Genomic DNA, 26,371 nt, shown 5'->3' on the forward strand with positions numbered 1-26,371 from the left:
CGGAAAGGCAATCCGTTGTACGAAGGCGTAGTTCAGGACCTCATCGACGAACTGGGGCGGCTCCCCGGCGTCGGTCCCAAGAGCGCGCAGCGGATCGCCTTCCACATCCTTCAGGCGGAGCCGACGGACGTGCGCCGGCTCGCGCAGACCCTCCTGGAGGTCAAGGCGAAGGTCCGCTTCTGCGCGACCTGCGGCAATGTGGCGCAGGAGGAGTTGTGCAACATCTGCCGCGACCCGCGCCGCGACCTCTCGGTGATCTGTGTGGTGGAGGAGCCGAAGGACGTCGTCGCGGTCGAGCGCACGCGTGAGTTCCGCGGCAAGTACCACGTGCTCGGCGGCGCGATCAGTCCGATCGAGGGCGTGGGCCCGGACGACCTGCGGATAAGGGAACTGCTGGCCCGCCTCGCCGACGGCGCGGTCACCGAGCTCATCCTGGCCACGGACCCGAATCTGGAGGGCGAGGCCACGGCCACGTATCTCGCCCGCATGATCAAGCCCATGGGCCTCAAGGTCACCCGCCTGGCCAGCGGCCTCCCGGTGGGTGGCGACCTGGAATACGCGGACGAGGTCACGCTCGGCCGCGCCTTCGAGGGGAGACGACTTCTAGATGTCTGACGCCACGCTGCATGCGACCAGCCCGGACCCCGACGACTTCGTGGTCCAGATCGCGGACCAGGTAGAGAGCTTCCTGGTCGCCGTCACCGAGGTGGCCAAGGGCGACGAGCCGGACTCGGCCGTGCCCTTCCTCCTCCTGGAGGTCTCCCAACTCCTCCTGGCCGGCGGCCGTCTCGGCGCGCACGAGGACATCGTCCCCGACGAGCGCTACGAGCCGGACCTCGGCCCGGAGGCGGATGTGGACGAACTCCGCGAGCGTCTCGCGGTGATGCTGGAGCCGATCGACGTCTACTCCGAGGTCTTCGACCCCTACGAGCCCCGCAAGGCCCCCGTCCCGGCCCGTATCTCCGACGACCTGGCCGACGTCATGGCCGACCTGCGCCACGGCATGGCCCACTACCGCGCGGGCCGCACCACGGAAGCCCTGTGGTGGTGGCAGTTCTCCTACTTCTCCAACTGGGGCTCCACCGCCTCCGCGACCCTGCGTGCCCTGCAGTCCGTGGTGGCCCACGTCCGGCTGAACCAGCCCCTGGAGGAGCTCGACGGCCTCGACACCGACCAGGAGATCGGCGAGGAAGCCCTCGCGGAGGAGGCCGGCAAGGTCATGGCGGAGGAGATCGCGGGGCCGCTCGGCCTGCGCACGGTCAAGTAACCGGCCGCGCTCCGGCGGAGGCGCGCGGTGCGGTCGGCCGCGCTCCGGCGGAGATCCGGGGCCCGCGGTGTGACTCGGGGCACTTTCGGAGTGCCGGGGCTCCGGCACGGGCAGGTGCCGTCTCGGAGCGGCCGGATGTCCCTTACCGACCTGACAGCCCGGGGTGATCACGTCGTGAGCGGGACATCTCACGATGCGATACCCCGGAAGGGAAATCCGGCCGCTCGTTAGACTGAGCCGACCGCAGTTTTGCGGTGCAGAGACGGATTGAGCGAGGAGCGCACGTGGGCCTTGTCGTGCAGAAGTACGGAGGTTCCTCCGTAGCCGATGCCGAGGGCATCAAGCGCGTCGCCAAGCGGATCGTGGAAGCGAAGAAGAACGGCCACCAGGTGGTCGTGGTCGTTTCCGCGATGGGCGACACGACGGACGAGCTGATCGATCTCGCCGAGAAGGTATCTCCGATGCCCAGCGGCCGGGAGTTCGACATGCTGCTGACCGCCGGAGAGCGGATCTCCATGGCCCTGCTGGCAATGGCGATCAAAAACCTGGGCCACAGCGCCCAGAGCTTCACCGGCAGCCAGGCAGGCGTCATCACCGACTCGGTCCACAACAAGGCGCGGATCATCGACGTCACCCCGGGCCGTATCCGTACGGCGCTCGACGAGGGCAACATCGCCATCGTCGCCGGCTTCCAGGGCGTCTCGCAGGACAAGAAGGACATCACCACACTGGGCCGCGGCGGGTCCGACACCACGGCCGTCGCGCTGGCCGCGGCGCTCGACGCCGAGGTGTGCGAGATCTACACCGACGTGGACGGCGTGTTCACCGCCGACCCGCGTGTGGTCAAGAAGGCGAAGAAGATCGACTGGATCGCCTTCGAGGACATGCTGGAGCTCGCCGCCTCCGGCTCGAAGGTGCTGCTCCACCGCTGTGTGGAATACGCCCGCCGTTACGACATCCCGATCCACGTGCGCTCGTCCTTCAGCGGACTTCAGGGCACCTGGGTCAGCAGCGCACCGACCAAGCAAGGGGACCAGAAGGTGGAGCAGGCCATCATTTCCGGTGTCGCTCACGACACCTCCGAGGCCAAGGTCACGGTCGTCGGTGTCCCGGACAAGCCGGGCGAGGCCGCCGCGATCTTCCGCGCCATCGCCAACGCCGAGATCAACATCGACATGATCGTGCAGAACGTGTCGGCGGCGACCACGGGCCTGACGGACATCTCCTTCACCCTCCCGAAGACCGAGGGCCGCAAGGCCATCGACGCCCTGGAGAAGGCGAAGAGCGTGATCGGCTTCGAGTCGCTGCGCTACGACGACCAGATCGGCAAGATCTCGCTCGTCGGCGCCGGCATGAAGACCAACCCGGGTGTCACGGCCGGCTTCTTCGAGGCGCTCACCGACGCCGGGGTCAACATCGAGCTGATCTCGACCTCCGAGATCCGCATCTCCGTCGTCACCCGCGCCGACGACGTCAACGAGGCCGTACGGGCCGTGCACACCGCCTTCGGACTCGACTCCGACAGCGACGAAGCCGTTGTCTACGGAGGCACCGGGCGATGACCGGACGACCGACGCTCGCGGTCGTGGGAGCGACCGGGGCCGTCGGCACCGTCATGCTCCAGATCCTGTCGCAGCACGCGGACATCTGGGGCGAGATCCGTCTGATCGCCTCGCCGCGCTCGGCCGGCCGCAAGCTGGCCGTGCGCGGCGAGCAGGTCGAGGTGGTGGCCCTGTCGGAGGAGGCTTTCGACGGGGTCGACGTCGCGATGTTCGACGTTCCGGACGAGGTGGCCGCCCAGTGGGCGCCGATCGCCGCCGCCAAGGGCGCGGTCGTCGTCGACAACTCCGGCGCCTTCCGGATGGACCCGGAAGTGCCCCTCGTCGTGCCCGAGGTCAATCCGCACGCCGCGCGTGTGCGCCCGCGCGGGATCGTCTCCAACCCGAACTGCACGACCCTGTCCATGATCGTGGCCCTCGGTGCCCTGCACGCCGAGTTCGGGCTGCGCGAACTAGTCGTCTCCTCGTACCAGGCGGTCAGCGGCGCGGGCCGTGCCGGCGTCGACACCCTGCGCCGGCAGATGTCCCTCGTCGCGGGTACGGAACTGGGGAACAGCCCCGGTGACGTACGCCGCGCGGTGGGCGACGACACGGGCCCGTTCCCGGAGCCGGTCGCCCTGAACGTGGTGCCGTGGGCCGGGTCGCTCGCCGAGGACGGCTGGTCCTCGGAGGAGATGAAGGTGCGCAACGAGACCCGCAAGATTCTCGGGCTGCCCCATCTGAAGGTCGCCGTGACCTGCGTCCGCGTCCCCGTCGTCACCACGCACTCGCTGACCGTGCACGCCCGCTTCCAGGACGAGGTGACCGTCGACAAGGCGCGGGAGATCCTGGCCACCGCGCCCGGAGTCGTGCTCTTCGACAACCCGGCCGCCGGGGAGTTCCCCACGCCCGCGGACGTGGTCGGCACCGACCCGACCTGGGTGGGCCGGGTCCGCCGGGCACTGGACGACACGTCGGCCCTCGAACTGTTCGTGTGCGGGGACAACCTGCGCAAGGGCGCCGCCCTGAACACCGCTCAGATCGCGGAGCTGGTGGCGGCGGAGATCATCGGGAGCACTCGCTAGGTCCGGCCCCGGATGCCCGCCGGTTCCGCACGTTCTGCGCTCCCCGCCGGCGGCGGCCGTAATCCTGGTGCCCTGCGGGCGGTGGGTTTGTAGGATCTCCCTCGGTTCAGTGATCAACTTAATGGTCCGGACCACTTGTACAGACCCCCATCGGCGTTCGAAGATTTGGTTCCCCGCTCTCCGCAACCGCGCGGAGGACGGGGAGCGTCTTTGCGGACGCCATTCAGAGGCGTCCAGGGGGCGGCAGAGCATTGGGCATAGGGGAAGAGCTGTTACGCATGAGGGCATCTAGTGCACCGTCGCGCGCGCTCAGCGGCGTACCGGCGGGCGGTCCGGGGGGCGTTCCGCAGGACGGGACTCCCGCCGATGTGACACCCGGCGCAAATGTGATGCCTGTCGCGTACAACCCTGCCGGGGGGACGTGTGTCCAACTGGCGTGGCAGAGGTACTCGAATTCACCGCGGTACAGACAAGGGGCGTGGCCCTGCGTCCACCCCGCCGACTCCGCAGCCCCGGCGCGTCCGGCGGCATGCCGGTGATCGCGCCCATGCCCTCAGCGCGGCCCGCCCGCATTCCGAATCAGCGTGACGGCGCCGAGAACAGCCTGGCGGCAGGTACGACCGTCGACCATCTCACCGAGACCTACCGGGCGCACTACCGGTCGCTCCTCGGCCTGGCGGCGCTCCTGCTCGACGACACCGCCTCCTGCGAGGACGTCGTCCAGGAGGCCTTCATCCGGGTGCACTCGGCGCGCAAACGCGTCCGGGACCCGGAGAAGACGCTGGCCTATCTGCGCCAGACCGTCGTCAACCTCTCGCGTTCGGCCCTGCGCCGGCGCATCCTCGGCCTCAAGCTCCTCTCGAAGCCGATGCCCGACATGGCGAGCGCCGAGGAAGGCGCGTACGACCAGTTGGAGCGCGACGCGCTGATCAAGGCGATGAAGGGACTCCAGCGCCGTCAGCGCGAGGTCCTGGTCCTGCGCTACTTCGCGGACATGACCGAGGCCCAGGTCGCCGAGACGCTCGGTGTCTCCCTGGGTTCGGTGAAGGCTTACGGCTCGCGGGGCATCGCTGCGCTCCGTGTCGCCATGGGGGCCTCCGCATGAGCGGGTACGAGGACCGGCGGCGCCCCGAGGAAGAGGGGCGTCCGGAGTACGAGCACAAGCAATCGCACGCTGGGAACGGAACTGTGAACCACGGCCCCGACGAACAGCCCGACACACTGGGCACGGACGGACTGGGCTCCGAAGGGCTCGGCTCCGACGAGCTGGCGCTGCGTCGGCTGCTGCACCGGGCAGTCCAGGAGATCGAACCCACCGACGGCACCCTGGACCACCTGCGCCGTGCGGTACCGGCCCGACGGGCCCGCAAGCGCCAGGCCGTGGTCGGCATGGCGGCGGCGGCCCTCTTGATCGGTACGGCGATCCCGGCGTTCGTCCATGTCGCCAACTCCTCCGGGTCGAACGCCGACCAGTCCATCGCGGCCAACAGCTCGCAGGCCCAGGGCGGCGCGAACCAGGGCAAGGACTCGGACGGCGGCCAGGGCAAGGACGCGGGCGGCTCCGCCGGCACGTCCAAGGACAACGGCACCGGCGGCAGTACGCAGACACCGGGCGGCAAGGACAAGGGCGCGAGCGGGGCCGCCACGGGCGGTGCCGACCCCTCGGCCTCCGCCTCGGTGGCCACCACGTGCACGGCGGACCAGCTCGGCGGGGCCTCCGGTACCGCCGCCGCCCCGGACTCCACCGGCACGGTCTACGGCTCCTTCACCGTCTCGAACATCTCCACCACCGCCTGTACGGTCACCGGCGCCGGGACGGTCAGCGCACTCGCCCAGGGTGCGGCGGACGCAACCAAGATCGGTGTGGCGACGCATGTGGCGGGCGACGCGGCCACCGGGCTGCCCGACCCCTCCACGGAGGTCACCTCCCTGGTCCTCCAGCCGGGCACCTCGTACGTGGTGAAGTTCGCCTGGGTGCCCTCGTCGACGTGTCCGGCCACCGCGGACCCCTCACCGGACCCGACCCCGACGCAGGGCGCCACCGACACCGGCGGCACGACCACCGACGCGGCGGTCACCGGCACCTCGCCCCAGCTCCTCGTCGCGGACGGTGTGCAGGACGGCAGTGTCATCGTCTCCGGCACGGCGGCGACGGGCGGCGCGACGGCATCGGTCACCGTGTCCAACGCCTGCGCGGGCACGGTGTACCACACGGGGATCCTGGCCTCGTCCTGACGGACCCGCGACGCTCGTTCCGGCCCGTGCGTACCGCTCGGGTGGAGCGGTACGCGGCGCGCGGGTGGAGCGGTACGCGGCGCTGGGGTGGAGCGGTGCTCGGGCTCCGGCCCCGGCTCGCCCCAGGCCGCCCGGTCGGCCCGCCCTGTCAGGCCGTGGCGGACGGCGTCGCCGGAGCGGCGGCACCGGTGTCGGCGTCCTCGGACTGCTTCTCCGGGGCGTCGGGGGCGTTCGGGACAAGCCCCAGTTCGGCGTCGCGGGCGAACTCCACCTCGCGGCGCAGGAGGCGGAACCACATGAAGACGACGAAGCCCGCGAAGACGAACCACTCGCCGGTGTAGCCGAGGTTCTGGAACGCCTTGAGGTCCAGGCCCGTGTTGTCCGGCGCGGTCGGAGGAACCGCCTTCATGCCGGCGTCGGCCCTGTCGAGGGTGATCCACGCGTCGTACGGGGTGTACGGCACGAGGTTCACCAGCGAAGCGGAGCTGATCGCGGCGGTCTGTCCCGGGGGAAGTCCTCCAGTCGCGCTGACACCGTTGGACCCGGGACTCTCGGACGCCTGGAGCGCACCGGTGACGGTGACCTCGCCGCCGGGTGCGGCCGGGGCCTTCGCCGGGTCGGCGGCACCGGGCAGCCAGCCCCGGACGACGGGCAGCGCCTTGCCGCCGTCGACCCGCAGGAGCGTCAGCACGTAGTACCCGCTCCTGCCGTCCAGTTCCCGGCCGGGCACGAGAAGCTGCTTGCCGTACCGGCCCTTCGCGGTGGTCTGCTTGCCGGACGTCACCGTGGTCACGGGCAGCATCTCGGCCAGCGGCCGGGCGGGGTCGGTCCTGGCCGTCGAGGCCGCCGCCTCCGCCGTCCGGTGGTCCCGCACCCGGTCCTCGAACCGCCCCAACTGCCACGACCCCATGAAGATGCAGAAGGGGATGGCCAACAGCACGAAGACGTTGATCCCCCACCAGCGGGGCGTCAGCAGGAACCGGTACACGCCGTCCACGGTACGGGGCGGCCGAGCCGGACTTGGCCGTGGGGCCCGCTCAGTACCGCTCGGCCAGATGCTCCCGGCCGGCCGGAGGCTCGTACGGCTCGGGCCAGAAGTCGGTCACCGTGGCGATACGGCCCTCCTCGTCCGCCGTGAAGAACGTGATCGCCTGCATCTCCTCCAGGCCCACCGTGAAGTGGGTCCGGGTGACGGCCTGACCGGACTCGACCAGGACGCGCTCGATCCGGACGTGCCAGTCGCCCGGATACTCGCGGTTGAACTCGACGTACCGCTCCCTGCCGCTGATGCGTTCCCGTGTCTGAGGCAGGGTGTAGACGACGTCATCGGCGAGCAGGTCCGCGAACGCTCCCCACTCCCGGGCGTCCGCGGCGGCCCAGTAACTCTCGACGGTCTTGCGCAGATCGGTCATGCGAAAAAGTCTGCACCCCGGCACTGACAACGGCTCTGACCTGCGCACGCGGCCCGGGGGCCACGAGGTTGTCCACAGGTTGGGGACCTCGTCGGCGCGAGGCGGGGCGAGCCAGGCACTATGGGGCCATGACTGAGAGCACCAGGTCCACCGAGCAGCAGCAGGCAGACATGCCCGACTGGGAGAAGCGCTTCCGGGCACCGCGGGTGTCGCTGCCGGACTGGGCGGAGGACGCCCCGCACCGCTCCCTGTTCGTCTCGAACGCGACGGGGACGTACGAGCTGTACGCGTGGGACCGCGCGACGGGGGAGCAGCGCCAGGTCACCCACCGGGCGAACGGCACGACGGACGGGGTGCTCTCGCCCGACGGCGAGTGGATCTGGTGGTTCGACGACAAGGACGGCGACGAGTTCGGCATCTGGCGGCGCCGCCCGTTCGACGCCGCCCTGGTCGAGGGAGGCGTCGACGAGCCGGCGGTCCCCGGCCTCGACCCCTCCTACCCGTCGGGCCTGGCCATCGGCCGCGACGGGCGTACGGCCGTCGTCGGCCGCTCGACGGACGACGACGGATCGACGATCCATGTGGCCCGCGCCGGCGAGGCCCCGGTGGAGATCTACCGGCACCGCGAGTCGGCCGGCGTCGGCGACCTCTCGCACGACGGTTCGCTGATCGCCGTCGAGCACACCGAGCACGGCGACGCGATGCACTCGGCGCTCAGAGTGCTGCGCCCGGACGGTTCGACGGTCGCCGAGCTCGACGACACCGAGGGCGGCACGGTCGAGCTGGGCCTCGAAGTGCTGGGCTTCGCCCCCGTCGACGGGGACGGCCGACTGCTCATCGGGCACCAGCGGCGCGGCCGCTGGGAGCCCCTGGTGTGGGAGGTGACCACCGGCGAGCAGACCGACCTGGGCCTCGACCTTCCCGGTGACGTGGCCGCCGAGTGGTATCCGGACGGCTCGGCCCTCCTGATCGCCCACAGCTTCGAGGCGCGCAGCGACCTGTGGCGCTACGACCTCGCCTCCGGCGAGCTCATCGAGGTCGCGACCCCGCCCGGCACGGTCTCCGGGGCGACGGCCCGCCCGGACGGGACGGTGGAGTACCTGTGGTCGTCCGCGGCCGAGCCGTCTGCCGTCCGTTCGACGACCGGCGAGATCGTCCTGGACCCGCCCGGCCAGAAGTCCCCGGGATCGGTCCCCGTGGAGGACGTCTGGGTCGAGGGACCCGGCGGCCGCATCCACGCCCTGATCCAGAAGCCGGCCGGCACCACCGGCCCGCTGCCCACCGTCTTCGAGATCCACGGCGGCCCGACCTGGCACGACAGCGACTCGTTCGCGGCGGGCCCGGCGGCCTGGGTCGACCACGGCTACGCGGTGGTCCGGGTCAACTACCGAGGTTCCACGGGCTACGGCCGCGCGTGGACCGACGCGCTCAAGCACCGCGTCGGCCTCATCGAGCTGGAGGACATCGCGGCGGTCCGCGAGTGGGCGGTGACGTCCGGCCTGGCCGACCCCGAGCGGCTGATCCTCACCGGCGGTTCCTGGGGCGGCTACCTCACCCTTCTCGGTGTCGGCACCCAGCCCGACGCGTGGGCCCTCGGCATTGCCGCCGTCCCGGTCGCCGACTACGTCACGGCGTACCACGACGAGATGGAGGCGCTGAAGGCCATGGACCGCACGCTCCTCGGCGGCACTCCGGAGGAGGTCCCCGAGCGCTTCGAGGCGTCCTCCCCGCTGACCTACGTCGACGCGGTCAAGGTCCCCGTCTACATCTCGGCCGGTGTCAACGACCCCCGCTGCCCCATCCGCCAGATCGACAACTACGTCACGCGCCTCGCCGCCCGCGACGCCGTCCACGAGGTCTACCGCTACGACGCGGGCCACGGCTCCCTGGTCGTCGACGAACGCATCAAGCAGGTCCGCCTGGAACTGGACTTCGCGGAACGGCACCTGGGGAAGTAGCCCCGGAACCCCGCGCGGAGGGGCCCGGCGGAGGGGCCGGGTCCCCCTCCGCCGGACCTCGCCGGACCTCGCCGGACCTCGCCGGACCTCGCCGGACCTCGCGGGCCCCCGCCGGACCTCGCCGCACCTCGCCGGACCCGGCCGGACCTCGCCGGACCCGTCAGGACCCCGCCGGACCACTCCGGCCTATGTCCCGGCCCGCTGCCGGGGCCGCCGGCCGAGCAGCTCCGCGAGCCCCCGCCGCGTCGCGGCGAGCACCACATGGTCCTCGGACCGCAGGACGTAGGTGGAGGGCAGGTCCCACACCAGCCGGGGGCCGCGCGAGGAGGACGCCGGGGCCGCCCGGCGTTCCGCGGGAGTCGCCGTGTCCAGCGCGAGCACCCGCCAGGCCCCCGCCCGGAACGCCTCACCCACCGTGCGCCCCTCCAATTGCGGATGCCCGCCCACGTCCACCGCGGCGAACAGCAGAACCCGCCGCTCGACGGGAATCGCCCCGAGGATCTGCCGCCCCATCATCGCCCCCGCGAACGCGGGCGCGGCCAGATGGGACACGCTTCGGCTCCGGGTGAGCGCGTCGGGATGCGCGGCCCGCAGGGTGCGGTACACGGCGGTCGCGAAGTCGTCGTCGTACAGCCGCAGTACGACCCGCAGATCGGGCCGTAGGGTCCGTGCGTAGAGCACGGCCTCCAGGTTCATGGTGTCCGCGCTGGTCAACGCCAGCAGCGCGTGCGCCCGATTGATCTTGGCGGCCTCGAGCACCCCTTCCTGCGTCACGTCCCCCAGCACCACAGGCACCCGCAGCCTCCGTGCCAGCGCGAGCCCCCGCGCCTCGGGATCGGCCTCGACGCACACCACGGGAATGCGCAGCTCCCGCAGCCGCGCCAGCACCCGCGTACCGATCTTGCCGACCCCGAGCAGCACCACGTGCCCGGACAGCCCGCGCGGCGGCTTGCGCAGAGCGGTCCCGCTGCGGAAGGTGCCGAGCGCCTCCAGCACCGCGGCCAGCAGCACCGGCAGCAGCAGCAACCCGACCATCCCGGAGCAGAGTTGGAGGATCTGCCGCCCGAGCGGCTCGCCGATGGCGGGATCGTTGATGGCGAAGAGATCGAGCAAGGTCAGATACGTCGCCTGGAGCGGGGGCTCCCTCGTGACCAGCACCGACGCGACGGCGAGCCCGATCACGCACCCGACGAGTCCCGCGAACGACCAGCGCAGCCGCCGGGACAGCAGGGAGCCGAACCACGGGACGACGCCCCGTCCGGCGTTCAGTTCCGGACCGGAGTACGACACGTTCTCCAGGACGACCGTGGCGCGTCCGGTCGCGGCGGCCACCGCCCTTTCGTCGGGCAGGAGTTGAGGCCCCTGCGCGCCGCTGCTTTCGGAACCGTCGGCGCCGGCGGGGTCGTTGGTCGTGGCGGACAGCAACGCCAGCGTGCACAGCCCCGGATCGGCGACCTCGCCCGGACCGGGCGGCGGCCGCTCCACCGCGCGCAGCATCAGCCCGTCGGTCTGGACGACCTTGCTGGTGCCGGCCACGGCGGTCGCGGCCAGCGCGGGCGCGGCCGTGTCGGCGTCGGACAGCACGGTGGTGGAGGCGTCGTAGGTCTCGATGTTCCTGCCCGCCTGTGAGGCATCCGGCCCCGAGGCGCCCCCGGCGGTGTCCGAGGCGCCGGCCCCGGCGGCGAGCGCGCTGTCGGCAGCGGCGGCCAGTGCCGAGGCCTGGTCGAGGAGCGCCTCGATGTGCTGCCCGAGGCGCCGGTTGTAGAGCCGCAGAACCAGCCGGATCCGCGGGTTGAGCCGCCGGGCGGTGAGCGCGGCACGGATGTTGGTCTCGTCGTCGTCGTACACGAGCGCGAGCGCGGCGGCCCGCTCGACGCCCGCGTAGGCGAGTGCACCCTCGGTGAGTTCGGCGGCCTCCACCACCCGCTCGGAACCGGGAGGCTCATCGGTCCGGCCACCTCCGGACTCCCCTGGGCCGCCCCCGTTCCCGGAGGCCCGGTTCACGGCCGCGGACACCCGGTCGAACAGGGCCGTGGCCCGCGTCCGCCCGACGACCGGCGGCCGCACACCGCCCTGCGCGGGCGGCACCACGAGGGTCACCCGCTCGCCGTACACCGCACGCAACTCGGCGGCCAGCCGATGTGCCAGGGCGTCGTCCCCGGCCACCACCATGTGCTCGGCGGCGTCACTCGACACACTCTGAGACGGAAGATTCCCCACGAGGAGGAAGAGTGCCCCATGGGTACGGGTGGTTCCAGTGGGGAAGCCCGGGAACCCCGGGAGGCCTGGTCCTGCCCGCGCCCCGCTGACCGTCGGCCGAGTCGAGACCGTGCGTTCGATCGAATTGAGCTCTTGTGCGCGACAACAGGCCATGTTGCCGCAGGACGCCTTGCCGGCCGGGTGTGCAGCGGCAGCATGGTCGGGTCGCTGAATGGCGTGTTTCGCGCGGAGCGAGATCTTCGGGGGTGCGAGATGGATGGCGGCTGGCAGCCTTTCACGTTTCTCAGCAGACTGCGGAGTGAGACCCGGGACGAGTTCCTCCAGCAGGGAATCAAGAAGCACTACTCACCTCACCAGCCACTTCTGCAGCAGGGCGACTCGAGCCGTCATGTATTGCTGATCACCAGTGGCGTGGTGAAGGTCGCTGCCAGTTCCGCGAGCGGATACGACGTGCTCCTCGCCGTCCGTCTGGCAGGTGATCTCGTGGGAGAGATGGCGGCCTTCGAGGAATTGCCCCGGTCCGGCACAGTGGTGGCGTGCAGTGAAGTGACGGTGCGGATCATTCAGTTGCCCGTACTCGAAGGCCTTCTGTCCCGCCATCCGGATGCGATGAGGGCCATGCTGCGCATGCTGTCCGCGCGGCTGCGCTGGGCCAATCGCCGGCGCATCGACTACAAGGCGTACGACGCACCTACCCGATTCGCCCGTGTACTGGCCGAGTTGGGTCAGGCGTACACCCAGCCCGCTCCCGACGGCGACGGCAAGCGGTGCGTGCTCGGTTTCACGCTGACCCAGAAGGAACTGGCGTCACTGGCCGGCCTCGCCCTGCCGACGGCCGAAAAGTGCCTGGCCACCCTGACAGCGCAGGGACTTGTGCAGTGCAGTTACCGAAACATTACAATCTGTGACGTTCCTAAGCTGCTGGAATTCGCCAAACTCGATGGTGAGATCCCGTACTGATACGGGATCGGATCAGGCCGACTCTCCTAGCCTCTGGGCAGCGCAATGCGGGCCTTGCCTGCTCAGAGAGGAAGATCCAGTGGTCGAGTGGTCCGGGTACCACCCCTGTACGTGTATAGCCGTGGACGCACAGTCATACGGAAGCAAGAACGATCGAATACAGTCTGAAATGCAACACGATCTGCCCAGAATTCTCGACAGGGCGGCCAGGAGTGCGGGACTGGACCGTTCGGAATGGCAGATTCAGCCGAAGGGCGATGAGCAACTCGCCGTCCTGCCCATGAGTGGCGATGAACCCCGCCTGGTCGACGACTACTTCCGGCACCTGGTGTCCGAGCTGCGTCATTACAACGGGCAGCGGACAGGGGCGGCCCGTATGCGGCTTCGCGCCGTCGTGCACCACGGCCTGGTGGAACTCGCGGACAACGGGTTCGCCGGAACCGCGGTGGTGGTCACCGCGCGACTGCTCAACTCCCACCCTTTGTACGAGGCGTTGAAGACCCACGACACGGCAGACCTGGCGCTCATGCTGTCAGAACAGGTCTTTCGCTCTCTTGTGGCCGGTGGCCACACCACGCTGCGGCCGTCGGACTTCCGTCGCGTCACCGTCGAGGTCAAGGAGTACAGGTCGACCGCCTGGGTCACGGTGCCCACGCTCGGCACGCGGTCCGCGGCCGACGAACGTCGGGCATCCGCCGACCGACCGCACCGCGCCCCGGCGGATCCGCCGGAGCCCGCGACCGCGGCGGACGCCGACGAGGAGCCCGCGAACAGCGACAGCGGTGCGGGCACGCGCAACGAATACCGCGCGGACCGGATCAGTGTCACCAACATGACCGGTCCTGTGGACGCGCGGAAGGCCGTGTTCGGCTTCGGTGCAACCGATGCCTGATCACACCGACGGCCTCGGCCGGCCGGACCCCGACGACAGCCTCGACGTGACCCCGGTCGCACCGGTTCCACCCGTCGACGAGAACGGATTTCCCTCTCCGGCGCACGACGGGGCCGATGACGGCGCGGCGGACGATCCCGCGGAGGACTCCCACGACCAGGACGCCCAGGCCCGGCTCCATGAGGAACGCAGGGCCGAAGAGGACGAGAAGGAGAAGGACGGGAAGGGATACGACGACCTGCGGCTGGTCCAGCAGCGCGTCTACAACAACTTCTACGCGTCCGTGGACGCCTCCGGGGCGGCCTTCGGGTTCGCTGCCGGGGCGCGGACCGGCCTCGCGCCGGGCATCGTGGAGCCCGAGACGGTGGACCAGGCGCTGCGTTTCTACGTCCGCCCAGAGCCCTGCTTCGACGAGGCGCTCGGCAGACTCTCCAGCGACTCCCTCGTCGTCCTCACCGGTCAGGATGGATGCGGTCGAGGCGCGGGCGCTCTCGCACTGCTCAGGGAGGTCGCCGGCGACGGTGCGAGTCTGCGCAGTCTGTCCCCTGCGAACGCGTTGGCCGACCTGGTCACCACCATGGCCATCGAGGCGGGCCATGCGTACGTCATCCGCGACTACGTCGGTGAGACGAACGTCGAGGCGGTACAGGAGTACGAGGTCGGGCGACTGAGCGAGGAACTGCGCCGCAAGGGTGCGTTCCTGGTGATCACCGCGGGCCGCACGACTCCTCGGCGCCTGGCGCTCAGCGACCACTGCGTCCAGTGGCGGGCACCGGACCCCTTGGAACTGTTCCACCACTGCCGGGAGCGACTGGCGCCTGTCGAGATCGACCCGGGCACGGAGAAGGAACTGCTGGAGGGCATCGCCGAACAGCGCCGCCCGGCCGATGTCGTGGCCGCGGCGGAGGCGCTCGCCGAGAATCCCCGGAAGGCTGTCGAACTGCTCCGGGACGGGGACAGCAGGATCGTCCAGGATTGGTTCGCCGCCAAGCCGTCCGCGGACGACCTGCTGCCGATTGCTGCCCTCGCCTTTCTCGAAGGGGTCCCGGAGCGGATCTTCGAGGGAGCGTGCGCCCTGCTCCTCGCCCGTATGCGGGCGTGGGAGCTGACCGGTGAGACGCCGGTCGAACCGGAAGCCGTCACCACACTGCCGCCCCACGGTACGGGCTTCGAACAGTCCCGGGCCCGCTGGAACGACAGGGCGGTCGGACTCGTTCGTGTGGAACGCCGTGCCGGCCCCGGCCAGGACGTCGCCCGCAGCGAACGGCGCCTCGTCTTCACCTCCCCGCGCATCCGCGATCTCGTCATCGGCGAACTGCACGGCCTGTACGGGTACAAGCTGTGGTATCCGCTGCGGCAGTGGCTGGGCGACCTGTCCCGGCTGCCCGACCTGGACGCCCGTACCGAGGTCGCCCGCGGCACGGCCGTCCTCGCCCGGTACGCGCTGACCGAGGTCGAGGAACACCTGCTGCGCAACTGGGCCGAGGGGATCACAAGCCAACGGGTCACGGCCGCGCTCACCCTGCAGTTCATGTGCGAGGCCGAACACCTCGCCCCGCAGGCGCTGAACATCGCGCTCGGCTGGGCGGACAACAGCGGACCCGGCCGGGCCGTCACGACGGCCATGGCGCTGACCGGAAAGCTCGGATCGCTCTACCGTCTGGAGGCGCTCAACTGGTGCTGGTTCCTGACCGGGCGCGGCGAGCGCATCGCGTTCGCCGCACGCCGCTCACTGGTCCTGCTGCTCCAGACCGCCGAACAGGAACCGGAACGCGCGCTGCTCACCCTGCGGTACGCGCGTACCCGCCTCGCCGCCACCGCGAAGCGGTCCAAGGAGCATGCCGACGCGCTGCGCACGGTCGTCCAGCTCCTCGAGGCCGAAAGGCTGGAGGAACCCGGACCCGTCGTCGCCACGCTGCTGCGGCAGGGCCACGACAATGCCCGGCACCTGGGAGCGCTGTGGGCGGCCGTACTGCTCAGCAGCTTCCGCCGTCGTGCGGTCCGGGCCCTGTGCCGCACTCTGGTGCACCTGCGGGAGGACCCCGGCGCGATTGATGCCGTACGTCGACTCGGCGAGGCGATGCGGGCCGCGTCCGGCGACCGGCAGTGGAACGCCCTGGCCCACGCGCTCTCCGGCGCCCTGCGGGATCCCGACTTCGCCGTTCCCGGCACCCGTCAACTGGCCGTCGTCCTGGTCGGATCGCTGCGCGGCGTGCCCCACTCGGACTAGATCCGACCAGGGCGTCGCTCTCTTCCCGCCCTGCCTCTTTTCTCTGTCTCCGTCTTCAGTTCAAGGAGCCCGAAGCAAGTGAACTATCCAGTCATCGCCGAGCAGGTCCTGGACACGATCCAGGGCAGCTGGTGGTCACGGCGCCGTCGCCGTGACGATGTACCGTCCCTGCCGCCCGGCGCGGTCTACGTCTTCAGGGTCGGCGGCAACTACCGCTGCTTCCCCGAGGGCATGGTCTTCGACCCGTCCCATCCCGACGTCCTCGACGCCTCCTCGGTCAGCCTCGTGGACACCAGGGCCCGTCTGGTGGAGGTCGAGCGCAGGCTCCCCTCGGTGAGCGAGGCCGACCAATTCACCGTCCGTGCCTCCTTCACCTGCCAGGTGACCGATCCGACGGTCATCGCCCGGCAGGGCGTCATCGACGTCGTCGAACCGCTGCGCGCCTATCTGCTCGGTGACAGTGACCTTCCCAAGGCGAGTGCCGACCACCGGGTCGAGGAGATCAACGCGGTCCGGGCCGAGGTCGCCCGCCGCATGACCGCCTACAGCGCGGTCGTGCCGCCGCGGGTCGCCGGGATGAGCCTGGAGTTCGTGAGCGCCGAGGTCAGCACGGTGGAGAGCCTTCGCGCCTGGGAGGAGAAACTGCGCGACGCGCACCGCAACGGCCGGCTCAGCCAGTACCAGATCGACCTGGAGACCAAGAACGCTTCGGTGATCGCCGATCTGCTGTCCCAGGGGTCCGACCATGTGGACGCCTTCGGCATAGCGAGGCAGGAGATCGACGTCCCCCAGGCCGCGGCCCGTATCCATCGGACGGCCGAGGAGGAGGGGGCCCGCAGGCATGCCGCGGCTTCCGCCGCCCAGGCCCACGCGCAGGCGCAGGAGACGGCCGAGTCGCAGATGCGGCGTGACATGGTGCTCACCCTGCTGCGGCAGATGGGCGCCCACGACGACTTCGTCGACTACCAGCAGGTCCTCGAACAGGTTCTGCGCGAAACCGGCAGGCGCCCTGGCATCGGCTCCGGTACTGGTGCCGGGGACGTTCCCATGGTGGAACCGGCATCGTCCGCACGGCCGGCGTCGGTGCCGCGGGACCGACCCGGGGCGGCCCGGGACCGTCGCGAGGGCTTCGTCCAGAACGAGGACGATCTCTTTGACTGAGCACCGCACCCGCCCCGCCGGCACGCGCCGGTCCGCCGATGTCGCCGCCCGGCTGCGCGCCCTGAGCGGTGTCAGCGAGGGGCTACTGGACCGGACACCGCACGAACGCGCCAAGTACACGGCACTCGGGGGAGTGGTATTCGGCACCTCCGTCATCGCGGCGTTCTCGATGTGGAACTTCGCGACGGAGGCGCTCGGCAGGGCGTCCGTCCTGGCAGTGATCCCGACCGTGATCTGGATGCTGTTCATCCTCAACCTCGACCGCCTGCTGGTCACCCCGCAGCCGAACGCGCGACGCCAGGCAGGGCCCCTGGTTCTGCGCCTGCTGATCGCCCTGATGCTCGGTGTCGTCATTGCCGAACCCCTGGTGCTGAGGATCTTCGCGACAGCGGTGGAGGAGCACGTCGCCGGGGAGCGCATCGGAGACATCGACCGGCTCAGGTCGAACCTGGTCCGCTGCAACCCCGTTCCGGACACCACCACGGTCACCGCGCCGAAGAACTGTGCCTCCGCGTACGTACTCTCCTTCAGCGAGGCGCCGGGTCAACAGGCCGACGAACTAGGCACGTTGCGGTCCGACGCGGCCGCGCTCCAGAAGCGGGTGGACCGGGACACGAACAGGCTGGAGGCGATCGACACGGAGGTCCGCGCCGAGTGCCGAAGGCTGATCCGTATCGCGGGCACCGGCCTGTACCAGCGGACCTCCGAATGCCTCCGGCTCCGTGCGAAGGCGCAGGACTACCGCACGTCGCACCACACCGAACAGAACGAGACCCGGCTGGCAGGCATGAACAGCCGCATCGAGAGCCTCGGCGGCCGACTGACCTCCGCACGGGACGACTTCTCCAAGGCCCGTGACACGGCGATCGAGAAGCGGATCTCCGACGAACGCGCCAAGCAGAAGGAGATCGGCGTCCTGGAGCGCATCCAGGCTCTGGACGACCTCGCGGGTGGCAACACCGTTGTTCTCGTGGGCATCTGGATGATCCGCCTGCTCTTCGTCCTGCTCGACATGCTTCCGGTGATGGTGAAGTTTCTCGGCCGCGAGAACTCCTACGAGCAGATGCTCACCATCCACAGCAACAGCGCGGTCCGTATCTACGGTGAGCAGGTCCGCCTCGACGAACGGCGCGCCCTGGCCGACTTCGAGATCGCCCAGGACGCGATCGAGCAGGAGATCCGTCGCAACCGCGCGGAGTCGGAGGCGGCCCTGCGGGAGCACACGGCCGCGATGAACATCCGTGTGCGTCAGGCGGTGAACGCGCTGGAGGACGAACTCCGTCGCACAGCCGGCGTCTGACCACGAGACGGCCGGTCAGCCGGCCACATGAGTACGCCAACGGCGCAGCGGCCGCCCCGGTCCCACACCGGGGCGGCCCGGCAACGGCAATCCCAGCGACAGTCGAAAAGGGGAACCATGGCTACAGGCGAGGGCACGGCGGGGCCCGTTCGTGACACAGAGCTCGCCCGCATCTTGCTGGTCGAGGCGCGCGAGGAACTGCTCAAGGCCGACAACAAGGCCGGTTTCCTTCTGGCGACCCTGGGCGCCATGCTCACCGCGCTGCTCGGGACGATGTGCGGCGGCGTCATAGAACCACGCCGGCATGTCGTGATCTCACAAGTCCTGCTCTGTGGCGGCTGCATCACCTGCCTCATGGCCCTCGTCCTGCTCGGTCTGGCCGTGGCCCCGCGCGTCGGGCGGCCCCGCATCCTCCGAGCCCACTACTTCGGCGACGCGAGTGCGACGGCTTCCGTTCCCGACCTCGCGGAAGCCGTACGCCGCACCGCCCCTCTGGACCGTGACCTCAGCCAGCTGACGATCCTGTCCCGAACCGTCTGGATCAAGTACCGCTGCATCCGCCACGCGATGGCCTGGAGCGCGGCCTTCGTCACCCTCACCCTGCTGGGAATCCTGACCGGCACATAGAGCGTGCCCCGGCAGAGACAGCTGCAGAGGCCGAGGCGCGCGGACAACCGGCGGCCCCCGTCACCGCCGCCCGGCGAGGGGCCGGGTGTTTCTGCATCCCATAAGGCGTTCCAGCCCCGGGAACGGCCGGCGGCTCGTAGCCGATCCGCATCACTCGGCTCCCAGCCGACGGTCGTACGGCTCCCGGACAGCCGGAACCCTTTCGCCTCGGGACGACGCGCTGATCCGGGGGCCGGAGCCCGGCTGCCCATCTCGTCCGTAGCAGGCCTCGACGCAGGAGCGACGCGCCTCGCACCCAGCGAGAAGGCGGGGTTCACCTGTTTCGGCGGGGTATCAGTGGCCGGAGAGCTGCTGGGCAGGCACGTCTTGCGATGCTCGCGGCTCCGGCACGCGTGAGGCACGCACACATCGACCTGAGGCGTACGTACAACCATTACCCCAGGTGAACGGTCTTGTGCACACCCGGACTCCAGAGCGGAGATCCGGTTCACCGTTCCTGTTGTCTCTGGAGAACCATGCGCATCCGTACGGCCGCGGCCGCCACTGTCGGCAGCTTGGCGCTGCTCACCCTCCTCGCGCCTGCCGCGCAGGCGGACACCCACAAGGGCGACACCACCGTCACCTCGGTGATCTTCAGCAAGACCACCGTCAACGTGGGTGTCAGCGAGGTCCAGAAGCTGACCGCCACAGCCACCGCCAAGGACAACTCGGGTATCAAGATCATGGCCGGCCTCAAGCTGGTGAGCTCCGACAGCCGCGTCCTGTTCGCAAAGTCGTCGACGTGCACACGCCCCACGTCGACGACCATGAAGTGCAGTTGGACGTACGACCTGGACCCCGACAGCACCGACTACCCCGATCTCCGTAACAGCTCGGCCGGCACCTGGCACCTCAATCTGGAGGCCGCTGCCTATGACAGCGACTTCTATACGCTCGACAGCAGCGCCACGGTGAAGATCAAGCGCTATGCCAAGCTGGCGACGACGCAGGCGACGCCCGAACCGGTCGCCAAGGGCGGAACGCTGACGGTGACCGGCGCCCTGACCCGAGCCGACTGGAACACCAACGCATACACCGGCTTCGCCACCCAGAAGGTCGCCCTCCAGTTCAAGAAGTCCGGTGCCTCGACGTACACCACAGTCAAGACGGTGACCACCGACAGCGCCGGCAAGCTGAAGACGACGACCACGGCGAACGCATCCGGCACCTGGCGCTGGTACTTCGCGGGAACGGGGACGACCAGCTCGGCGACGGCGACGGGGGACTGGGTCGCGTTGAAGTAGGGCTCTTCTCGGCGCAGCCGGGGCGGGGGTGCTGACCGCCCAGGAGTCGGCGGGCGGACAGCCGGCCTTTTTGCGCGGCTGGGGTGCCCACCCCGCTCATTGGTTTGGCAACAAAGAACCCCCGGGTCATCGGCCTGGGGGTTTCACATGGAGCGGGTGAGCCGAGAATCGACCTGCACTCTCCGCTTGGGAAGCTCATGTCGCCCGGGGCCGGCTGTCATCGGACTTCTCGCCCTCGGAATTGCCGAGCGCAGTTGGATCGCCGCGGCGGCCGGCATCGCTCACGCCCTGCTGCTCACGGGGTACCTGGGAGCCTCCTGGGGCAGCGGATGGCTTCCCTGGCAGCACCCGGCCCACCCCGGCTGGGCCGACGGACCGCAGTTCAAGGCCTTTCTGCTCGCTGCCGTCCTGCTCTTCGCCGGTCTGTGTGAGTGGACAGCGGTCCGCCGCCGGGGCGCGCCCGGTGCCGCAGCTGCGGGTACGGTCGTCTCATGAGCGTCGAAGACTCGACCGCTTCGCAGGACGACCAGGAGGAACTGCATCCCACCCAGGCGCTGGACGACACCGTCCACCAGCGCGTGCGGCTCGGCGTCCTCACCGTTGCCCGCGAAGCCGACCGGGTCGAGTTCAGCTTCCTGAAGAAGCAATTGGCCGTCACCGACGGAAATCTCTCCCGGCACCTGAAGGTGCTGGAGGAGTCCGGAATGATCAATGTGGAGAAGGGCTACGCCGGTCGACGCCCCCGAACATGGGTCACCCTCACCCGTGAAGGTGCGCAGGCCCTGGACGCCGAACTCCGGGCCCTACGTGCACTCGTGCTACGCCTTGAGGCTCCCCGTCCCGCACCCGGCACACCCGACGCGTGATCACCGCTTCAGGAGCGAGGTTGGGCCGCGTCGCGGCTGAGGCAGCCCTGCGACAGGCCACCGATGCCCTGATCAGCGCCCGGACCGACTGAGCAGCGGCCCGGTGCGAGTGCCTGGCATCCGGCCTGCGCCTGGCTGCTTCCTCAGTTGCCCGGTCATGGACGGCATCTTCAAATGCGATCCGGAGCGCTAGTCGCTCAGATAGACCCGCGGCAACGTCAGAGGGCCTTTACCGATCCGGTAAAGGCCCTCTGAACTGCTATTTAGCTGTCGGGGTGGCGGGATTTGAACCCACGACCTCTTCGTCCCGAACGCGATCAGGCGCCTTCGTGACCTTGATTCGTGGTCACCCTGACCTTCTCGTTCGGCGCCAGCTCCGTCCATTGCTGTCCGTGCCAGTCCCGGCTTGGTTGCCGGGTTTGGCCCCCCGTTTGGCCCCCGGCCATCCATACCTCCGGCGAGGGTGGACTGGCCGGCACCCACTAAAACTCGTCCCGCTTGGGCGCCGTGGACACTGCGGCCTTCTTCTGGCGGCTCACGTCTGCACGGACCCTCGCGTTGACGAGCGTGGCTCGGCGCGAGAACGCGTCGCGTAGCTCGTCCGAAGAACGCGACGGATGCTGCCAGGCGTCGGTGCGCTCGTTTCTATTTCCCTGGTGGCTGGGTGACGACGATTCGCCAGACCACCGAATCGGCCGCCGAGAACTTCCACGCCAGTTCGTGCATATGAGCGTGCGGTATTTCGGCGGTGTATACGCCGGTCCCGTCACCGCACTGAGACCCGGCGAGAGGCTTTCCGGTGGCGATGATGTCGAAATTGGAGGGACCGGCGCATGTCCACATCACCGTGATGGATGAGGCCTTACCCGCTGACGCGGGAAGCGTGACACCGCCCTTACCGTGACCCGTTTTTGTGTACAGCGTCTTCGATCCGACAGGGAGCGACGACTGGACCGGATTGGGAAGGCGGTCCGGGCTCGTTGGGGTCTGTATCGCAGAGGGGGGTGCGCTGGCCCCCGTCTCCGCCCCGTGGGTGGAGGTCGCCTGCGGGTGAGCCTCGCCGGAACAGGCCGACACGAGCACCAGGGCCGACAGACCTACGGCCAGCAGGGAAGGCTTCATCAGATCGTCCTCAGCTCAGGAGTGGGCGATGTAGGGCGAGAGTGCAGGGAGCTTGGCGGTCCCGTGGTTCGTGACCCTCCACTCGCAGCCACCGTTGTAGGAACCCTGCTCCCAGTTGAAGGAGTATCCCTTCGAGCCGAGGGCGAGCCATCCGTCCCTCTGGCTCGCCGGAACCTTCCACGAGCCGCCAAGGGTGACGGTGGTGGTCTTCGCGTAGGAGACCGAGCCGCCGAAGGTCTCCTCGGCGGAAGCAACGATGATCGACTCACTGAGCTTTGCCGCATATGTGAAGGTGCCGGTCCAGGTGTGGCCCTTGGCCACCGAGACCGAGAGCGTGACGCCGGACTGTCCGTGGACGGTCTTGGACTTGTCACCGACGAACACGCTCTTGGCCTTGGTGATGGAGATGATCGAGTCTTGCTGGCAACTGTCCGGGTGCACGGGACCGTTGGCGACGGCGTCGGCGTCGCCCGGCGCCTGAGGGATCGGGTTCCCGTCTTGGTCGGCATTGACCGGTATTGGGGCGTCGTCCGCAAATGCAGTTCCCACGCCCCCGGACCCCATGGCGAGAAAAGCTGTCAGTGCAGCGGCTGTGCATGCGCGAGTTATGGCGTTCATTGTTCCCTCCGTTGTCGCTCCCCCCGGGAGCGGCATGAACAGAACAATCGTGGACTGCCTGGGTGATCGTCAAAGAAACTCGACTGATCTGAGCAAGACTTGAGCAGGACCATTGAAGATGGGTCATTGGCTACACCTTGGCCCTGCAAGCACGCGGAATCTCACGCTCCGTCGGTGCGAATCGATCGCGCGAGCGCGAGGATGTTGCCCTTTTAACAACCTTTTTGCTCAATCAAGGAATCTAAAGGATTGATCCTTGAATTTACCCTCGATCTTCATGACAGTTCGCCGGACAGGCCGGTGAACCACTTTGGTTGGTCGGGCGACGGGCTCGAGGCAACCAATCGGGACTGTGCGGGCCGTGCTGCCGGCGCCGCTCGGGATTCCCGCGAGCATGATGCAGTTGGTTAGTCACTATGACCGGCAGCGGCCGGTGGGGAGGCATCTGCGGGTGTCGGTGGACGCGAGGTTGATGGAGCGCTGGCTGGCTGGCTGGCCGGGCGGGTCGGTGCTGTAGGTGGCCGGGGAAGTGTTGGTGGAGGAGTCCGGGGTCGGCAGTAGCGACCAAGAGCCGGAAACCGGGATCCATGAGGCCGCAGCAGCACCCCACGGGGTGCCTCGCCCGCGATGCCGTCTCCTCAGGGTGGAACGCGCGGGGATCGGGGGCGCTTTGCTTGAAGACTGCTTGCTCCCGAACGCGATCTGGCCCCTTGTGACCTTGCTCCTGGGTCACTGGCCTGCTCGTTCGCCTCCAGAACAGCCACTACAGTCCAGGACTGTTCGGGTGCGGCTTCACCGTTTGGCCCCCGGATAGGCCCCCTTGCGAGTCGGGCTCTTCCCTGTCAGACGCCACCCGTGCACGGAGCGGACGCTGTCGGTGTCCCGCCTTGTCGGGGAAGTTGTCGGCAGCCCACCGAGGGGCTCGCTTGCCCGCTCCACCGTCTACGACTTCGCTTGACCGGGAAGAACTCTCGTCAAGGCTCCTTCAACAGTGGTTTTTGCAGTCCCCGATCCAGGAATGAGTGCCAGAGCTGCTGCTGCTAGCAGAAATACTCGAACAGAAGACCCAGCCGCCTCACCAACTCCAGGCAGGACGGGAATCAATAGGGCAAAAGTCACCATGGTTGCCGCGGGCACGGAGTGTAAGGCGACCCTTGCAACTCTAGAAGACCGTGACAGTTCTGGAGCATTCTCGAGTAGAGCCTCTGTGTCGCCATCGAGTGCGTTGATGAATCCTCTGACAAGAGAGTCTTCGATAAGAAGATACTGGGATTCTTCTCGTACTTTCGCCAACTCTACCGAGTGGCTCCGGATGGCAGCCGCCACTCTGAGGTGAAAGGATCGAATTTCACGCCGCAAGGATCTCTCGCGCAAGGTGGTATATCGAATTTGAATAGGGTATGCCTCTATGCGAGCAGCCCATATTTCGATGTTTTTCCTGAAGAGCATCCGATTGTTCGTGCACTCATACCAGTCTGTATATCTAGCAGCTATGGTGAGGCTTGACAGTTCGAATAGTGCCAGAGTCACAACGTCAAGACTGTGGACAGTGCGAAGTCGGTGACGTCGATGCAGTTGCCCCTCAAGTGTGTGAGCGGCTCTACTGATTCCGTACCCAGCAATAATTGTGGCTGGCAAGATGACAGCAAAACCCGTGGGCCATCCTTCGTAGGTGCGAATTAACCCAATTACTCCCACTGCCCCAAATGAGAAGAAAGTTGAAGCCGCAAAAATGGCGTGTCCGTGAAATTTTGCGAGCGGTGAGAATTGGCGCTGTACCGTTTCAGCGCGAGTTCCTGTAGGGCCCTTCCCGAAGGTTTGCCAAAAGGTCCTTCGGCGGTGAAGCGCGGGACCGATAGTGACAAGTAGGCTAGCGGCTAGGAATTGCTCAAATGCTAGCGTCTGGCCCTGTGTCAGGACTGATTTCCGTTCGGGTTTCCAGTAACTCGCTGGGTGTGAGTGAATTATGTATGTTGCGACCGCTAAGGCAATGGCAAGGCTTGACATGAAGAACGCTAGGTGGATGCGTTCTAGTCGTCTGGTGATTATCGGCTGGATGTGGTAACGCTCCATTATGGGAATCATTTTTTCGCGAATATCGCGATCTCGTAAAGTGTCGGCTTGGCCTGCAATGAGGGAAGCTCGCCCCTCTGCATCCTGTCTGATACCTATGGATCTTTCGCGCAGTAAGCCTTCCCAATTAGTGTTTCTTCGCATATCCTTCCCTCTTTCCTAGTGTTTCGGCGATGATCCTCATGTCACGATTCGCGTGAACCTACTGGCCAGCTCAGCGGGGCATAAATCCGGGCTTGTTCTCGGCGAGCGAGTGAAGGCGCGCAAGGTAGTCCTTGGCTGCTGGCTCGGAGCAGTACCGGTGTCGCATCTCTGCTGCGAGCTCACGGCTGGTCATGATCAGCGACGGCACCGACTGGCGGTCCCCTTCGAGGGCCCGCCCTCCCATGATGAGTGCCTGTTCCAAGTCGCCCTCACGCGCTGCCGTGACTCCGAGCGTGACTCGCGCTTCCGCGTCCCGCATCGGTGAGCGCTCGGTCCCGTCGAAGTCCGTTCCTGCCCTCAGTACTTCGTCGGCGAGCGTGCGCGCAAGCTTGTCTTCGCCGACCAGGCGGTAGCAGTCCATCGAGTAGAAGTCGAACTTGGCAGGGTCCACTACGAAGTGGTTGTCCAAGTTGTCGGGGTGCGGCATTCCTTCGAGTAGACGCCGTCCCTTGTCGAGCGCGACCTCAACTTGCCGGCGGTCTCCGAGCCGCGCCCACGCCTTGGCTTCCTGGCCTGCGAGCTGCACGGCCACGCTGTGGTGCGGTGCCACCTCGCCTCCGGCCTGCGCTGCCGAGATCACGCCGCGGTAGTCGCCGGTCGTGAGCGCGAACCATGCGCGCATCTCGTGCGCCCACCCGGCAACCTCTGGTTGGTCGGCTTCGGTCGCGAGCGAGAGGGCCGCCCGCCGCATCGTCTCGGCAGCGTGACGGTCTCCCATGTCGTACTCGACGCAGCCGACCAGGAGCGCGAGCCATCCGGACGGGGCAAGTACCTCGCGGTGCTGGGCAAGCGTGAGGCTCTTGGTGTGGAGCTCGACGACACGGCGCAGCCATTGGCGCCCCTCGATGATGAGCTGCCCGCTCGGCATGTACGGGTATTCCGAGCACAGTCGGTCGGTCGTGATCCGCAGAGCATCGAGCGTGGCGCCGTCGACATCCGACCGGTTGAGACGGCTCACGATCTCGAGCGTCTCCATACCGCTCGCTGCCATGATCTCCCGGTCTCCATCGCGCCGTGCCGGCGCAGGGAAGAGCGCGTGTGTCACGGTGCCGAAGGTGGCCGCGATGATCGGTTGGTAGAAGTCGTTCGGAGCCTGGCCGGACTCCCAGCGCTTCCACTGGCGAATCATGCTCTCTTCCGCGGGCAGCTCGGTGGGGGCGTGCGCGCGTAGGGCCCGGACTGCGTCTCGTTGCGACCAGTCGCGTGCCATTCGCTCAGCCGCGATACGCCGTGCCCATGCGGGCCTGTCGTCGGTCATGCGCCCTCCTCCGAGTGCCTGCTCCGAGTCTCGCGCGTGAGCCGGGGGGACAGGGAAGGTGA

21 protein-coding genes are annotated in these 26,371 nt (G+C 68.4%); 16 read left to right on the top strand and 5 right to left on the bottom strand.

Annotated elements, in window-relative coordinates:
* Nucleotides 1-15 precede the first annotated feature (15 nt).
* The 6 genes from recR to ACZ4N5_RS02320 all read left to right on the top strand — a co-directional run bounded on the left by recR (nt 16) and on the right by ACZ4N5_RS02320 (nt 6,125).
* A complete protein-coding gene (gene recR, locus ACZ4N5_RS02295) occupies nt 16-615 on the top strand; it encodes a recombination mediator RecR (RefSeq protein WP_328554338.1) in 600 nt (199 codons plus the stop codon).
* Nucleotides 608-1,267, top strand: a complete 660-nt coding sequence (locus tag ACZ4N5_RS02300; protein WP_451806387.1) for a DUF5063 domain-containing protein — start codon at nt 608-610, stop codon at nt 1,265-1,267. The genes recR and ACZ4N5_RS02300 overlap by 8 nt, the downstream gene beginning before the upstream one ends.
* A gap of 284 nt (nt 1,268-1,551) precedes the next feature.
* Entirely contained in the window at nt 1,552-2,829 is a 1,278-nt protein-coding gene (locus ACZ4N5_RS02305) for an aspartate kinase (protein ID WP_467755243.1), read from the top strand.
* Nucleotides 2,826-3,890, top strand: a complete 1,065-nt coding sequence (locus tag ACZ4N5_RS02310) for an aspartate-semialdehyde dehydrogenase (RefSeq protein ID WP_467755244.1) — start codon at nt 2,826-2,828, stop codon at nt 3,888-3,890. Before ACZ4N5_RS02305 ends, ACZ4N5_RS02310 begins: the two co-directional genes overlap by 4 nt.
* A 436-nt stretch (nt 3,891-4,326) precedes the next feature.
* Complete coding sequence (locus ACZ4N5_RS02315) at nt 4,327-4,995, top strand: SigE family RNA polymerase sigma factor (RefSeq protein ID WP_389281336.1); 669 nt, start codon at nt 4,327-4,329, stop codon at nt 4,993-4,995.
* Complete coding sequence (locus ACZ4N5_RS02320) at nt 4,992-6,125, top strand: hypothetical protein (RefSeq protein WP_467755245.1); 1,134 nt, start codon at nt 4,992-4,994, stop codon at nt 6,123-6,125. The genes ACZ4N5_RS02315 and ACZ4N5_RS02320 overlap by 4 nt, the downstream gene beginning before the upstream one ends.
* A 148-nt stretch (nt 6,126-6,273) precedes the next feature.
* Here the strand turns inward: ACZ4N5_RS02320 and ACZ4N5_RS02325 are convergent, their stop codons facing one another.
* A complete protein-coding gene (locus ACZ4N5_RS02325; protein WP_467755246.1) occupies nt 6,274-7,113 on the bottom strand; it encodes an SURF1 family protein in 840 nt (279 codons plus the stop codon).
* Nucleotides 7,114-7,162: 49 nt separating this feature from the next.
* Nucleotides 7,163-7,537, bottom strand: a complete 375-nt coding sequence (locus tag ACZ4N5_RS02330; RefSeq protein WP_467755247.1) for a nuclear transport factor 2 family protein — start codon at nt 7,535-7,537, stop codon at nt 7,163-7,165.
* A 128-nt stretch (nt 7,538-7,665) separates the two neighbouring features.
* Between ACZ4N5_RS02330 and ACZ4N5_RS02335 the strand changes: the two genes are divergently transcribed.
* Nucleotides 7,666-9,495: a S9 family peptidase gene (locus ACZ4N5_RS02335; protein WP_467755248.1), complete on the top strand. Its 1,830-nt coding sequence runs from the start codon at nt 7,666-7,668 to the stop codon at nt 9,493-9,495.
* A 186-nt stretch (nt 9,496-9,681) separates the two neighbouring features.
* On the opposite strand, the gene ACZ4N5_RS02340 is transcribed toward ACZ4N5_RS02335, so the two are convergent.
* Nucleotides 9,682-11,667, bottom strand: coding sequence for an NAD-binding protein (locus tag ACZ4N5_RS02340; protein ID WP_467755393.1), 1,986 nt, complete (start codon nt 11,665-11,667; stop codon nt 9,682-9,684).
* A gap of 243 nt (nt 11,668-11,910) precedes the next feature.
* Between ACZ4N5_RS02340 and ACZ4N5_RS02345 the strand changes: the two genes are divergently transcribed.
* The 9 genes from ACZ4N5_RS02345 to ACZ4N5_RS02385 all read left to right on the top strand — a co-directional run bounded on the left by ACZ4N5_RS02345 (nt 11,911) and on the right by ACZ4N5_RS02385 (nt 21,034).
* Complete coding sequence (locus ACZ4N5_RS02345; protein ID WP_467755249.1) at nt 11,911-12,675, top strand: Crp/Fnr family transcriptional regulator; 765 nt, start codon at nt 11,911-11,913, stop codon at nt 12,673-12,675.
* Between the two features lie 280 nt (nt 12,676-12,955).
* Nucleotides 12,956-13,567 (top strand): hypothetical protein, encoded by a 612-nt coding sequence (locus ACZ4N5_RS02350; RefSeq protein ID WP_467755250.1) that lies wholly within the window; start codon nt 12,956-12,958, stop codon nt 13,565-13,567.
* Nucleotides 13,560-15,797: a hypothetical protein gene (locus ACZ4N5_RS02355; RefSeq protein WP_467755251.1), complete on the top strand. Its 2,238-nt coding sequence runs from the start codon at nt 13,560-13,562 to the stop codon at nt 15,795-15,797. The genes ACZ4N5_RS02350 and ACZ4N5_RS02355 overlap by 8 nt, the downstream gene beginning before the upstream one ends.
* Before the next feature lie 78 nt (nt 15,798-15,875).
* Nucleotides 15,876-16,958: a hypothetical protein gene (locus ACZ4N5_RS02360; protein ID WP_467755252.1), complete on the top strand. Its 1,083-nt coding sequence runs from the start codon at nt 15,876-15,878 to the stop codon at nt 16,956-16,958.
* On the top strand, nt 16,951-18,258 hold the full coding sequence (locus ACZ4N5_RS02365) for a DUF4407 domain-containing protein (RefSeq protein WP_467755253.1): 1,308 nt from the start codon (nt 16,951-16,953) through the stop codon (nt 18,256-18,258). Before ACZ4N5_RS02360 ends, ACZ4N5_RS02365 begins: the two co-directional genes overlap by 8 nt.
* A gap of 117 nt (nt 18,259-18,375) precedes the next feature.
* Nucleotides 18,376-18,885 (top strand): Pycsar system effector family protein, encoded by a 510-nt coding sequence (locus tag ACZ4N5_RS02370; protein WP_467755254.1) that lies wholly within the window; start codon nt 18,376-18,378, stop codon nt 18,883-18,885.
* Between the two features lie 515 nt (nt 18,886-19,400).
* A complete protein-coding gene (locus ACZ4N5_RS02375) occupies nt 19,401-20,168 on the top strand; it encodes a calcium-binding protein (protein ID WP_467755255.1) in 768 nt (255 codons plus the stop codon).
* Nucleotides 20,169-20,354: 186 nt separating this feature from the next.
* On the top strand, nt 20,355-20,663 hold the full coding sequence (locus ACZ4N5_RS02380; RefSeq protein ID WP_467755256.1) for a hypothetical protein: 309 nt from the start codon (nt 20,355-20,357) through the stop codon (nt 20,661-20,663).
* Nucleotides 20,660-21,034 (top strand): winged helix-turn-helix domain-containing protein, encoded by a 375-nt coding sequence (locus ACZ4N5_RS02385; RefSeq protein ID WP_467755257.1) that lies wholly within the window; start codon nt 20,660-20,662, stop codon nt 21,032-21,034. Before ACZ4N5_RS02380 ends, ACZ4N5_RS02385 begins: the two co-directional genes overlap by 4 nt.
* A 1,137-nt stretch (nt 21,035-22,171) precedes the next feature.
* Here the strand turns inward: ACZ4N5_RS02385 and ACZ4N5_RS02390 are convergent.
* On the bottom strand, nt 22,172-22,705 hold the full coding sequence (locus ACZ4N5_RS02390) for a hypothetical protein (protein WP_467755258.1): 534 nt from the start codon (nt 22,703-22,705) through the stop codon (nt 22,172-22,174).
* Nucleotides 22,706-25,061: 2,356 nt separating this feature from the next.
* Nucleotides 25,062-26,309 (bottom strand): XRE family transcriptional regulator, encoded by a 1,248-nt coding sequence (locus ACZ4N5_RS02395; RefSeq protein ID WP_467755259.1) that lies wholly within the window; start codon nt 26,307-26,309, stop codon nt 25,062-25,064.
* Nucleotides 26,310-26,371: the final 62 nt, after the last annotated feature.

This window comes from Streptomyces sp. NPDC026500 (assembly GCF_055567635.1).